Source organism: Pseudomonas sp. ICMP 10191, assembly GCF_001467335.1.
GTDB classification, from domain to species: Bacteria; Pseudomonadota; Gammaproteobacteria; order Pseudomonadales; family Pseudomonadaceae; genus Aquipseudomonas; species Aquipseudomonas cerasi.
The window spans coordinates 31475-43716 of record NZ_LKGW01000109.1 but is presented as its reverse complement, the minus strand read 5'-3'; the positions used below and the strand labels follow the sequence as shown (position 1 = coordinate 43716).

The window sequence follows — 12242 nt, the reverse complement described above, 5'->3', positions numbered from 1 at the left end:
CCCTTCGCGAGCAGGCTCGCTCCCACAAGAGACCATCTTCAGGCTATCAGTAGAGGTTCGGCTCCATCTCCAGCTCGACACCGAAACGTTCGGCGATGTCGGTCTGGATACGGCGCGCCAGACTCAGCAGCTGCAAGCCACTGGCCTGCCCATAGTTGACCAGCACCAGCGACTGAAGCTTGTGCACGCCAGCATCACCATCGCGATAACCCTTCCAGCCCGCCTGCTCGATCAGCCATCCAGCCGCCAGTTTCACCCGGCCATCGTCCAGCGGGTAGCCGACGACACCTGGGTGCTGCTGTTTGATCGTTGCGTACAGTTCGGCAGGGATAATCGGGTTTTTGAAGAAACTGCCGGCATTGCCCAGCACCGCGGGGTCAGGCAGCTTTTCACTGCGAATGGCGCAGATCGCACGGCTGACATCGAACGGCGTCGGCCGATCAATACCCAGCTCGTCGAGACGCTGACGAACCGGGCCATATTCGAGGTGCAGGCGAGCTACGCGGCTGAGCTTGAAACGCACACGCAGGATCAACCAGCGCGCGACCTGATGCTTGAACACGCTGTCGCGGTAGCCGAACGCACAGTCCTGCAGAGAAAACTCGCGCAATTCGCCGGTTTCACGATCCAGCGCAGTCAGGCTATGGAAGACATCCTTGATCTCGACGCCATAGGCACCGATGTTCTGCATGGGTGCCGCACCAACGGTGCCTGGAATCAGACTGAGGTTTTCCAGCCCCGCCAGCCCCAGCTCAAGACAGGACTGCACGAACGGATGCCAAGGCTCGCCAGCCTCTGCCTCGACAATCGACTCGAGACAGTCCTCATGCACGATGCGAATGCCGCGGCTGACCATGCGTACGACCAGTGACTGCACGTCAGCGCTGAGCAGCAGGTTGCTGCCACCGCCAATCACCAGCAGTGGCACATCGTGCTCGGCCGAATAGGCCAGCGCCTGGCGAACATCGTCATCGCTGTGCGCTTCGGCAAATAGCCGGGCTTGAACATCCACACCGAACGTATTGAACGGTTTGAGGGAAATCGCGGATTGCACCTGCAAGGTCATACCCTCGCCTTCCCGAACCAATGGACGCAGCGCATCAACCCTCCAGCAAGCGCCTTACGCGCTCCAGGTCTTCAGGCGTATCAACGCCACCGGGTGGCGCTTCAAGCGCGTCGGCAACGTGAATCCGCACGCCATTCCACAGCGCACGCAATTGTTCCAGGCTTTCAGTGTTTTCCAGCCAGCACGGCCCCCAACTGACGAAGTCATGCAGGAAGCCCGCACGGTAGGCATAGATACCGATATGCCGACGATAAGGCACACCGGCAGGCAATTGGTCACGATTTGCTGCGAGCGCATCGCGCGCCCATGGCAAGGGAGCCCGGCTGAACGTCAGCGCCAGGCCGTTGATGTCCGTAGCAACCTTGACGATGTTGGGGTTGAACAACGCGGCCACGTCGTCGATAGGTTCGGCCAGCGTAGACATGCCAGCTTCGGGATGGGCGGCCAGATTGGACGCCACCTGATCGATCACCGCAGGCGGGATCATCGGCTCGTCGCCCTGCACATTGACGACAATCGCGTCAGCCGCCAGGCCCAATTGCGCGGCCACCTCAGCCAGACGATCGGTGCCGGAGTTGTGATCGTCGCGCGTCAGCAGCACTTCGGCACCAAAAGCCTGACAGGCTTCGACAATGCGCGCATCGTCGGTGGCAATCACCACACGTTCGGCGCTGCTCTTGCACGCCTGCTCCCAGACCAGCTGAACCATGGGTTTGCCGGCAATGGTTTTCAGCGGCTTGCCCGGAAAGCGACTGGAGCCGTAGCGCGCCGGAATGACAACGGTAAACGCTGCGGTCATTTTTCCAGCCGCTCGTCGGTGCTCAGGGTACGAGCTTCGCTTTCGAGCATCACCGGGATGCCGTCGCGCACCGGATAGGCAAGACCTGCGCCCTTGCTGATCAGCTCGGTCTTGTCGGCGCTGAGCTTCAATGGTCCCTTGCAGACAGGGCAAGCGAGGATATCGAGTAGTTTGGTGTCCATAGGAGATCCTGAAGCAATCATGGAGAAAGACGTAGCAGTTGCTGGTCGAACCAACCGACAAAGGCATCGGAAGGTAGTGCATCCACTGCCAGATACCACCAGTCATCAGCGGCAAAGGCACGGCATTTCACCGCATCCTTCTCGGTCATGACCAAGGGCAACGCAGGTGCAAATGTCAGCGCCTCGGCGCTGTAGACAGCATGGTCGGCGAACGCGTGAGTCACCGGTTGCCAGTGTAATCCTTCGAGGGTATTGAAGAAACGTTGGGGATTGCCGATTCCGGCGACCGCATGCAGCGCCTGACCGGCCGGGAAATAATCCACCGGCTGACGTTCGCCACTGCGCAGATTGATCAGCGCCGATGGCTTGAGCCTGAAGGCGTAGCCGTCGTTCCTGTCAGCCGTCGCGCCGTTATAAAGCAAGGCGTCGACACTGCTCAGCCGCTCGACCGGTTCGCGCAACGGCCCGGCAGGCAGACAACGGCGATTGCCCAGACCACGGGCGGCATCGATCAGCACCAGTTCCAGGTCGCGGGCCAGACGGTAATGCTGCAAGCCGTCGTCGGAAAGAATCACATCCAGTGGTTCGGCAGCGAGCAAGGCCTGTACGGCACGACTGCGATCCGGATCGATCATCAGTGGCACGCCGCAGCGCTGAACGATGAGCAGGGGCTCGTCCCCTGCCTCGCTGGCACTTTGTTCAGGCAGGACGCGCCACGGCAGGCTTGGCGGCGTGGCGCCGTAACCGCGGCTGACCACACCGACACGCAGGCCGCGACGGCGGCAGTGCTCGATCATCCAGAGAATCAACGGCGTCTTGCCAGTGCCACCGACGGTGATATTACCCACCACGATAACCGGCACCGGCGCGCGATAGATATCACCCTCGCCCGCCAGAAACCGCGCCCGTTTGCGCTCTACGACACGCCGGTAAAGGCCTTCGAGCGGGCGCAACAGCGCCAGCGCAGGGTGGCCCTTGTACCAGGCGTCGAGCAAACGGTCAGTGAATGCCATCAGTTAGCCGGTGTGGCCTCGACAGTGGTCATGCGCAAGTGACTGAAGCCCAGCTTGCCCGCCGCATCCATGGCCGTGATGACCGACTGGTGCGGGGTCTTGCCATCGGCACTGATCGACAGCGGCAGACTGGTATCGCCCCCCGACTCGCGCTGCAGCGCTTCGATCAGCGTTGCCAGGTCGTTTTTCGGCAACAACTGATTGTTCAGCGAGAAAATCCCGTCGGCGTTGATGGCGATGTCCAGCTGTTTGGCGCTGGCGTCTACGTCCGGCGTTCCGGTAACGGCCTGTGGCAGATCCACCCGCAACTGGGTTTCGCGAGTGAAGGTGGTCGTCACAATGAAGAACAGCAGCAGGATGAACACCACATCAATCAGAGAGACCAGATTGATGTCGATGTTTTCCCGGGGTCTGCGACGGCGAAATTTCACTTCTTCTTGCCCCCGCCCGCTCTGGCCAGCGACTTGAGGTCGATCTTGGCGTCGATCAGATCGACATCGCGGTCGCCCTGCACCACTTCAACCAGACGAATGGCCTGTTGCTCCATGCCGACCACCAGCTCATCGACGCGGCTCTGCAGAAAGCGATGAAAGAAGATCGCCGGGATCGCGACGATAAGACCCGACGCCGTACAGATCAGCGCCTTGGAAATACCACCTGCCAGCACGCCGGCGTTGGCGGTGGCCCCGGAGCTGTTGAACGAGCCGAAGATATCGATCATGCCCAGCACGGTGCCCAGCAAACCAAGCAGCGGCGCCATGGCAGCGATCGAGCCCAATGCGCTGAGGTAGCGCTCCAGCTCATGAATGACCCGCGCAGCGGCTTCTTCGATGCATTCCTTCATGATCTCGCGACCATGCCTGGAATTGGCCAGACCTGCGGCCAGGATTTCACCCAGCGGCGAGTCCGCGCGCAGCTGCTTGAGCTTTTCGCTGTCCAGCTTCTTTTCCTGAATCCACTGCCAGACCTGCCCGAGCAGGTGCGGTGGCGTGATACGGCTGGCACGCAACGTCCACAGGCGCTCGATGATGATGCCGGCGGCGGCGATGGAGCTCAGAATAATCGGCAGCATCATCCAGCCGCCAGATTTGACCAGTTCCCACACAGTGATCACTCCCTCGAAAAATTGGCGCCACTCTACCATAGGGTCGCCAAGTGCCGAACGCCGAGATCGATATCCATTCACTCAATCACGCCAGAAGCGCCGTTGCGCGCGCTCGGCCTGTGGCGTTCCGAACGTCCCCAGTTGCAGGCGGACCGCGCCCAGCTCGGCACTGTCGTAACTGGCGATGCCCAGGCCTCGATAGCGCGCCATGACCAACGGATGCGGGTGACCGAACGCGTTGTTGCGACCACGGGAAATCAGCACGCCTACCGGTGCCACGGCGCGCAGAAACGCTTTGGACGACGAGGTTCGGCTGCCGTGATGTGGCGACTGCAACCAGTGAGCACGAAGGTCGAACCCGCTGTCGATTGCCGCGCGCTCGGCGTTCACATCGATATCGCCGGCCAGCAGCAGACGCTCGCCCCCGGCGTCGACGCTGAGGATGCAGGAGGCTGGATTGCCATTAGGCCCCAGCTCCCAGCGCCACGTGGAAAACACCACGCCATCCCACTCCCAGCGTGCACCGCTCTCGCACAATCGGGCATCGAGTTGCGGCGCGAGTCTGGCCAGCTCGCCACCCAGCACCCGGCTCACCGGAAAGGCCTGATGAACCGCCGCCGCACCTCCGGCATGGTCTGCGTCGGAATGGCTGATCAACATCAGGTCGAGATGGCGGACACCTGCCTTGCGCATGGCGGGCACGACCACGCGCTGACCGATATCGAACTCACCGAAACGTGGACCTGCGTCATACAGGAGTGTGTGGTTGCGGGTGCGCAGGAGAATCGCCAGGCCCTGCCCCACATCCAGTTGCAACACGTCTACCTGGCCTTCAGGCACTGATTCGAGTGGCGGAAAAACGCACAGCAACAGCAACGGCCAGCCCAGCGGCCGCACGGGCATGCCCTTGGGCAGCAACAAGAGCAAGGCCCCGAGCAGGCTCAACCACCATGCCCAGATTGGCACCGCACTGGGTAACCAGGCCGGCAATGCGGCAGCCACCGCGTCGAGGAACACGAACAGCCACTGCAGCGCCCCGCCCGCCAGCCACAACAGACCTTCCCCGACCACAGGGACCGGCAGCAACAGCGTTCCGAGCAATGCCGGAGGCAGGACGATCACGCTGACCCAAGGGACGGCAAGCAAGTTGGCAAACGGCCCACTGAGGCTGATCGGCAGGTTCAGCGCCAGCAGGATCGGCAACAAGCCGACGGCGATCAGCCATTGCGCCCGTGTCCAGCTTTGCCACCAGTTCCAGGCGCCGAGACGTCCGCTGAAAATCAGGATCAGAATGCCGACCGCTGCGAAGGACAGCCAGAAACCCGGCTGCAGCGTCACCAGCGGCTCGAAGATCAGCACCGTGTTGAAGGACAGCAACAAGGGCCAGACCACGCCCAGATGGCGAAAACGCAAGCGCCACAGCAGCACCATCGCGACCATCACACAAGCGCGCCGGACCGGCACCTCGAAACCGGCCAGCAGTCCGTAGCCCAGTGCAGCGCTGAACGCCAGTGCACACCCCCACGGCAGCCAGGGCAAAAAGCGCGGCCATAGCCCCCACCGCGCCAGACCTGCGACCAAGGCGTAAATCACCCCGGCCAGCAACCCGATGTGCTGACCGGAAATGACCAGCAGATGCACAGTGCCGGTATCCTGCAACACCTGCCAGTCGGTGCTCGATAGCCCTGAGCCATCGCCCAGCACCAGCGCTGCCAGACCACCCTCCCGGCCCTGCGCATCGACCGCCAGCAGGCGCTGACGAATGGCATCGCGCCAGGCGGCACGCGCGGGTGCCAATAGCTGACCATCCACTACCGTGCCGGTCGCACCGATGCGCTGCGCCAGCAGCCAGGCTTCATAGTCGAAAGCATCCGGATTGACCAGCCCGGCCGGTCGCTTGAGTTTGACCGCCATACGCCAGCGCTCGCCGCTGCTCACCGGCTGGCCGCCGTACCAGGCCACCCTGATTCGCGCGGGCAGCCTGGCACGTCGTGACGTGGCACCTTCCAGTTCGAAACGCACCACACCTTCGGCGACACTCGGTAAACCGACCACCTTGCCCTGCACCCACAGCGTCTGACCATCGAGACGCGGCGCCAACCGGTCACTCAACGCCCACTGCGCCGACACGCAGGCCCAAGTGAAACCGAGCAGGAACAACGCCAGTGGATAGGTACGGAACGGCAGCAGCATCAACGCCAGTATCGGCATCAACAGCAATAGCCAGGTTGGCGGCAACGCCGGTAGAAAACGCAGGGCAAGCAGCCCGAGCGCGAGCGCGATCATCCCTGTGCGCATGACGGTTCCTTGCAGCGGAAAGCCTCAAGGATCAGCGCACCGGGGAAATGTCGGAAGAGGTAGTGTGTTGCAGAATCTGAACGGCCGCTCCCGGCCAGCGCTCGACCCGCCAGCCTGGCGNTACTGACGCATACCGCGACCGCTCACCAGCAACCTGGCGCAGCCGATATACAGCACGAAGGTCGCCACGATCATGAACGCCAGAGCGATGCTGATCTTGATGTCGGAGACGCCCAGAATGCCGTAGCGGAAGGCATTGACCATGTGCAGGACCGGGTTGGCCAGCGACACGGTCTGCCAGAACGGCGGCAACAGGTTGATCGAGTAGAACACGCCACCCAGATAGGTCAGCGGGGTCAGGACGAAGGTCGGAATGATCGAGATGTCATCGAAGTTGCGTGCAAACACTGCGTTGATGAAGCCCAGCAGAGAGAAAATCGTCGCGGTCAACACCACCACCAGAATGGTCACGCCCAAGTGGTGCACTTGCAGGTCAGTGAAAAACATCGACAGCATGGTGACGATGAAACCGACCATCAGACCACGCAACACACCGCCCAGGGTGTAACCGACCAGAATGGTGTGCGGCGAGACCGGCGAGACCATCAGTTCTTCGATGGAGTGCTGAAACTTGGCACCGAAGAAGCTCGAGACCACGTTGCCGTAGGAGTTGGTGATCACCGACATCATGATCAGCCCCGGCACGATGTACTGCATGTAGGTAAAGCCGCCCATGTCGCCGATCTGGCGACCGATGAGGTTACCGAAGATGACGAAGTACAGAACCATGGTGATGGCTGGCGGCAGCAGGGTCTGCGGCCAGATCCGCATGAAGCGGTGCACTTCACGGTAAACGATGGTTTTCAGGGCAATCAGGTTGGGGCGCAACTCGCCGTTGGCTAAGGTCATACCGCCACCTTCGCGAGGTTTTTTTCCACCAGGGACACAAACAACTCCTCAAGGCGATTGGATTTATTACGCAGGCTCAAGACTTCGATGTTCTGGAAGGCCAACTGGCTGAACAGCGCAGTGATGCCGACGTTCTTGTCGACCTGCACTTCCAGGGTGTGGCTGTCGAGCAGGCGGCAAGGGAAACCGGGCAGTTGTGGCGCGGTCTGCCAGGAGGCCTTGAGATCGAGCACGAAAGTCTCGACGGTCAACGTGCTGAGCAGCTGCTTCATGCCGGTGTTCTGCACGATCACCCCGTGGTCGATGATGCCGATGTTGCGGCACAGCTGTTCAGCCTCTTCCAGGTAGTGCGTGGTGAGGATGATGGTGATGCCTTTGCTGTTCAGCTCGGTCAGAAAGGCCCACATCGAACGGCGCAACTCGATGTCCACGCCTGCAGTGGGTTCGTCGAGGATCAGCAGGCGCGGCTCGTGAATCAGCGCACGGGCGATCATCAGACGCCGCTTCATGCCGCCGGACAGCGAACGAGAAGGCACATCGCGCTTTTCCCAAAGCCCCAGCTGCGTCAGGTACTGCTCGGCGCGCTCTTTGGCGATTTTCGCCGGGATGCCGTAGTAGCCCGCCTGAGTGACGACGATGTCCAGGGTCTTCTCGAACTGGTTGAAGTTGAACTCCTGCGGCACGACACCGATGCAACGCTTGAGCGCAGCGGGCTCGCGATCCAGGTCGTGGCCAAAGATATTCACCGTACCGCTGGTCTTGTTGACCNCGATGGTGGTGGATTTGCCAGCGCCGTTGGGGCCCAGCAAGGCGAAGAAATCACCTTCGGCGACGTCCAGATCGATGCCATTCAAGGCCTGGAAACCGTTGCCGTAGGTTTTGGTTAGCTGCCGAATGGACAGAGCGGAAGACATATCGGGAAAGGTACTCATCAGAAAAAGGAATTGAAGATGACTGTCACCAGCCGCCTGCCGTGACGACCCAGCCGCGCAATGGTGCTTGGCTGCGCCGTTCAAGTACAGACACATCTGTTAATAGTAAATATCGAGCGCCGGACATGCGCCCGACCAGCCCTATCACCTGTTCACATCACATGCTCAGGTTAAAGGGGTCATGACCGCCTTGCGATAAGCCGGGCGAGTCTTGAGACGCTCATACCAGGCTTGGAGGTGAGGCAGCGGCGGACGTTCAATCGGCATTTCAAACCAGCCGTAGGCGAAGCATCCCAAGGGAATATCACCCATGCCGAACGCATCGCCAGACAGATAGGGCTGTCGCGACAGCGCCTCGTCGGCCACCAGCAGCAGGCTGTGCAGCGTCTTGATGCCTTGCTCGATGGCCGGCCAGTCCTGTTTATCGGCGGGCGTGCGTATTACCCCCCAGAACACCGGGCTGAACGGCGCGGCGATGGTCGAGGTGGTCCAGTCCATCCACTTGTCTGCGTTGGCACGGGCCTGCAGATCTGCGGGGTATAAATCAGAATCGGGGGCATGGCGGGCGGCCAGATAGCGCACGATGGCGTTGGACTCCCACATCACGAAGTCGCCGTCTTCGATCATCGGAATCCGGCCGTTGGGGTTTTTCGCGCGATAGGCCGCTTCGTTGACCAGACCGAATGCACCACCGGCGTCCTGCGTCTCGTAGGGTACGCCCACTTCCTCGGCAATCCAGAGTGCCTTGCGCACATTGCTGGAATTCTTCCGTCCCCAGATCTTGAGCATTGCGTTCCCCTCGCAGTCGCTGATAAATAAAGGCTCACAGTCTACCCCGAAGCGGCGGCAACTTCCTCGTCAACCAGGGGTCACTATCGATGTCGCCTCACCACTGCCCGGCGACCAGTTTGATCGCCGCCACAGTGGCGGTCATCACGGAGGAATACTTATGCTGTTGTTGTGGATTGCTGTGCTGGTCGTCGGCATTGCCTGGCTGGCTCATCGGCGAACCGCCCCGCTCCCGGCGCTTGGCGTGGTAGCTGTCTACCTGCTGGCCATGGGCATTTTCAGTCACGCGCCAGGATGGCTGCTGACGGTGTTCTGGTTGCTCTGGCTGGCAGTGTTCATACCGGTAATGCTGCCCGATCTTCGCCGCAAGCATTTCACTGCGCCGATGTTCAGCTGGTTTCAAAAAGTCCTGCCGCCGATGTCGCAAACCGAGCGTGATGCGATCGATGCCGGCACGGTCTGGTGGGATGGCGAGCTGTTCAGCGGGCGCCCGGACTGGGACAAGCTGCTGGCCTACCCGAAAGTCCAACTGACCGAAGAGGAACAGGCCTTTATCGACGGGCCGACCGAAGAACTCTGCGCGATGGTCAGCGACTGGGAAATCGGCCAGGCCATGGACCTGCCGCCTGAAGCCTGGGCGCACATGAAGGCGCACGGCTTTTTCGCGCTGATCATTCCCAAGGAATTCGGTGGCAAGGGCTTCTCCGCCTACGCCCACTCCCAGGTAGCCATGAAGCTGGCCACCCGCAGCGGCGACCTGGCGTCCACGGTGATGGTGCCCAACTCCCTCGGCCCGGCAGAATTGCTGCTGCATTACGGCACCGACGAGCAACGCAATCATTACCTGCCACGTCTGGCACGCGGTGAAGACATCCCCTGCTTCGCGCTGACCGGTCCGCTGGCCGGTTCCGATGCAGGCGCGATGACCGACACCGGGATCATCTGCAAGGGTCAGTGGCAGGGCGAAGAAGTCATCGGTCTGCGCCTGACCTGGGAAAAACGCTACATCACCCTCGGCCCGGTCGCCACCCTGCTGGGTCTGGCCTTCAAGGCCCACGACCCTGAGCACCTGCTCGGCGAAAAAGAAGATCTGGGCATCAGCCTGGCGCTGATTCCGACCGACACGCCCGGCGTGGAAATCGGCCGCCGTCACCTGCCATTGGGCGCAGCGTTCATGAACGGCCCCAACTCGGGCAAGGACGTGTTCATCCCGCTGAGCTACCTGATCGGTGGTCAGCCGATGCTGGGCAAAGGCTGGATGATGCTGATGAACTGCCTGTCGGTGGGTCGTTCGATCTCGCTGCCGGCAGTTGGCACCGGCGCAGCCAAGTACACCAGCCTGGTCACTGGCCAGTACGCGAAGGTGCGTGAGCAATTCAACGTGCCTATCTCGGCGTTCGAAGGCATCCAGGAAGCGCTGGCGCGTATCGGTGGCAATGCCTGGCTGATGGACAGCGCGCGCATGCTGACCGCCAATGCGGTCGACTTGGGCGAGAAGCCTTCGGTGCTCTCTGCAATCCTCAAGTATCACCTGACCGAGCGCGGTCGCGAGTGTATCGGTCACGCCATGGACGTGCATGGCGGCAAGGGCATCATCATGGGCCCGAACAACTATCTGGGTCGCAACTGGCAAGGTGCGCCGATATTCATCACGGTCGAGGGCGCCAACATCCTCTCGCGCAACCTGATGATTTTCGGCCAGGGCGCGATTCGCTGCCATCCCTTCGTGCTCAAGGAAATGGCCCTCGCCGGGCGCGAAGACAAGCAGCAGGCGCTGATCGAGTTTGACAGCCTGCTGCTCAAACACATCGGTTTTGCGGTGAGCAATGCCGCCAGCACCTTCATCCTCAACCTGGGCTTCGGTCATTTCGAAAGAGCGCCGGGTAACGGCTTGAGTCAGGGCTATTTCCGCGCGCTCAACCGTCAGGCAGCAGCGTTCGCGATGCTCGCCGACTTGAGCATGATGCTGCTGGGTGGCGAATTGAAACGCCGCGAACGCCTTTCGGCCCGCCTGGGTGACGTGCTCAGCCATATGTACCTGGCCTCGGCAGCGCTCAAGCGTTATCACGACCTCGGTTCGCCGGACCATATGAGCCCGTTGTTCCGCTGGGCCATGGAAGAAAGCCTGGGGCATTCGGAACGTGCGATGGACGAGATCCTCAGCAACTTCCCCAACCGCATACTGGGTGGGGTGCTGCGTGCCGTAGTGTTCCCGTTCGGTCGTCGGCACAAGGGGCCATCGGACAAGCTTGATGCGGAAGTTGCCCAGGTGCTGGGCCGCGCCAAGGGCGATCCGACGCTGGAAGAGTTGCTGGCAGGCTGCTACCGCCCGCAATCGGCAGACGATCCGGTCGGCGCGCTGCAACACGCCATCGACCTGCTCAGCGCTGCGTATCCGCTGCACAAGAAGCTGCAAGTGGCAATCAAGAGTGGTCAGGTCAAGCCGGACGCTGGCGAGCCTGTCATCGACGCCGCGCTGCGCATCGGTGTGTTGCAGGCCGACGAAGCGCAAACCCTGCGTACCGCCGAGGCAGCCCGCCGCAAGGTGATTGATGTGGATGATTTCGACAAGGAAGAACTGACCCTGGCAGCCGGCAAGATTCGCTGATAGTCAGGTCGCACCACACAGCAGGCGCGTAGAGCTTTATACTCTCGCGCCTGTTTTTGCATTTGAGGATTACCCAATGGCCGACGCCACTCTCGATCACCAACTTGGCCTGCTGGCACACCTGCGCAGCATTCTGGTCGCGCTGGGCGAGGCCGAGCAGGTTCCGGAAGAAAGCCACGCGCTGTTCATGGAGCGTTTCGACGAACTGGTCGAGCTGTTGCCGCAGGACCCCATCGAAAGCCAGTACCTGGGTCAGGACATCCTCTGCCAGGTCATCCAGCGCTACCCGCAAATCGCGCATCTGGTACCGCGCGACCTGCTGTGGTTCTTCGCCGGTGACTGCCTGCACTTCATGCCGGATGATGAAATCGAGCTGTATCAGGCGCTGGAAGAACGCCGCTACGAAGCGGAGCAGAACGAGGAACCGTTCGACTGGAATCAGGAGAAACAGCTGCTGAGCATGTCGACACAGGGCAGCAAGCACTGAGCATCCTCTGGCTTCAAGCCTGCCCCGGAGATCATTCCGGGCAGGCTGCCTGTC

The 12242-nt window shown here is 61.4% G+C and carries 11 protein-coding genes and 1 pseudogene; 2 read left to right on the top strand and 10 right to left on the bottom strand.

The window, feature by feature from the left end; translation table 11 throughout:
- Window positions 1–46: 46 nt before the first annotated feature.
- The 10 genes and pseudogenes from murB to AO388_RS13490 all read right to left on the bottom strand — a co-directional run bounded on the left by murB (window position 47) and on the right by AO388_RS13490 (window position 9093).
- The gene (murB, locus tag AO388_RS13535; protein ID WP_003430975.1) at window positions 47–1066 is read right to left on the bottom strand and encodes a UDP-N-acetylmuramate dehydrogenase; all 1020 of its coding nucleotides are present in this window, start codon (window positions 1064–1066) and stop codon (window positions 47–49) included.
- A 34-nt stretch (window positions 1067–1100) separates the two neighbouring features.
- Complete coding sequence (gene kdsB / locus AO388_RS13530) at window positions 1101–1865, bottom strand: 3-deoxy-manno-octulosonate cytidylyltransferase (protein ID WP_003317470.1); 765 nt, start codon at window positions 1863–1865, stop codon at window positions 1101–1103.
- Window positions 1862–2047 carry a Trm112 family protein gene (locus tag AO388_RS13525; protein WP_002552679.1) on the bottom strand — a complete coding sequence of 62 codons (186 nt, stop codon included), beginning with the start codon at window positions 2045–2047 and terminating at the stop codon, window positions 1862–1864. Before AO388_RS13525 ends, kdsB begins: the two co-directional genes overlap by 4 nt.
- 17 nt (window positions 2048–2064) lie before the next feature.
- Entirely contained in the window at window positions 2065–3060 is a 996-nt protein-coding gene (gene lpxK, locus AO388_RS13520) for a tetraacyldisaccharide 4'-kinase (RefSeq protein ID WP_058416599.1), read from the bottom strand.
- Window positions 3060–3491 carry an ExbD/TolR family protein gene (locus tag AO388_RS13515; protein ID WP_003317468.1) on the bottom strand — a complete coding sequence of 144 codons (432 nt, stop codon included), beginning with the start codon at window positions 3489–3491 and terminating at the stop codon, window positions 3060–3062. Before AO388_RS13515 ends, lpxK begins: the two co-directional genes overlap by 1 nt.
- Window positions 3488–4165 (bottom strand): MotA/TolQ/ExbB proton channel family protein, encoded by a 678-nt coding sequence (locus AO388_RS13510; protein ID WP_003430973.1) that lies wholly within the window; start codon window positions 4163–4165, stop codon window positions 3488–3490. The genes AO388_RS13515 and AO388_RS13510 overlap by 4 nt, the downstream gene beginning before the upstream one ends.
- 81 nt (window positions 4166–4246) lie before the next feature.
- The gene (locus tag AO388_RS13505) at window positions 4247–6463 is read right to left on the bottom strand and encodes a DNA internalization-related competence protein ComEC/Rec2 (protein WP_058416598.1); all 2217 of its coding nucleotides are present in this window, start codon (window positions 6461–6463) and stop codon (window positions 4247–4249) included.
- Window positions 6464–6586: 123 nt separating this feature from the next.
- Window positions 6587–7372: pseudogene (locus AO388_RS13500) on the bottom strand (ABC transporter permease); the annotation flags it as partial.
- Window positions 7369–8286 carry an ABC transporter ATP-binding protein gene (locus AO388_RS13495; RefSeq protein WP_058416607.1) on the bottom strand — a complete coding sequence of 306 codons (918 nt, stop codon included), beginning with the start codon at window positions 8284–8286 and terminating at the stop codon, window positions 7369–7371. The gene AO388_RS13495 and the pseudogene AO388_RS13500, both read right to left, overlap by 4 nt.
- Window positions 8287–8469: 183 nt before the next feature.
- Window positions 8470–9093: a glutathione S-transferase gene (locus tag AO388_RS13490; RefSeq protein WP_003368376.1), complete on the bottom strand. Its 624-nt coding sequence runs from the start codon at window positions 9091–9093 to the stop codon at window positions 8470–8472.
- Window positions 9094–9253: 160 nt separating this feature from the next.
- On the opposite strand from AO388_RS13490, the gene AO388_RS13485 reads away from it, so the two are divergent.
- Entirely contained in the window at window positions 9254–11701 is a 2448-nt protein-coding gene (locus tag AO388_RS13485; RefSeq protein ID WP_058416597.1) for an acyl-CoA dehydrogenase, read from the top strand.
- Between the two features lie 76 nt (window positions 11702–11777).
- A complete protein-coding gene (locus AO388_RS13480; protein WP_003317460.1) occupies window positions 11778–12188 on the top strand; it encodes a PA2817 family protein in 411 nt (136 codons plus the stop codon).
- The last annotated feature ends 54 nt before the right edge of the window (window positions 12189–12242 follow it).

Excerpts from the sequence above, each read along its gene's own strand:
- murB (WP_003430975.1), bottom strand. The coding sequence starts at position 1,066 with ATGACCTTGCAGGTGCAATCCGCGATTTCCCTCAAACCGTTCAATACG.
- kdsB (WP_003317470.1), bottom strand. The coding sequence starts at position 1,865 with ATGACCGCAGCGTTTACCGTTGTCATTCCGGCGCGCTACGGCTCCAGT.
- AO388_RS13525 (WP_002552679.1), bottom strand. The coding sequence starts at position 2,047 with ATGGACACCAAACTACTCGATATCCTCGCTTGCCCTGTCTGCAAGGGA.
- lpxK (WP_058416599.1), bottom strand. The coding sequence starts at position 3,060 with ATGGCATTCACTGACCGTTTGCTCGACGCCTGGTACAAGGGCCACCCT.
- AO388_RS13505 (WP_058416598.1), bottom strand. The coding sequence starts at position 6,463 with ATGCGCACAGGGATGATCGCGCTCGCGCTCGGGCTGCTTGCCCTGCGT.
- AO388_RS13490 (WP_003368376.1), bottom strand. The coding sequence starts at position 9,093 with ATGCTCAAGATCTGGGGACGGAAGAATTCCAGCAATGTGCGCAAGGCA.
- AO388_RS13485 (WP_058416597.1), top strand. The coding sequence starts at position 9,254 with ATGCTGTTGTTGTGGATTGCTGTGCTGGTCGTCGGCATTGCCTGGCTG.
- AO388_RS13480 (WP_003317460.1), top strand. The coding sequence starts at position 11,778 with ATGGCCGACGCCACTCTCGATCACCAACTTGGCCTGCTGGCACACCTG.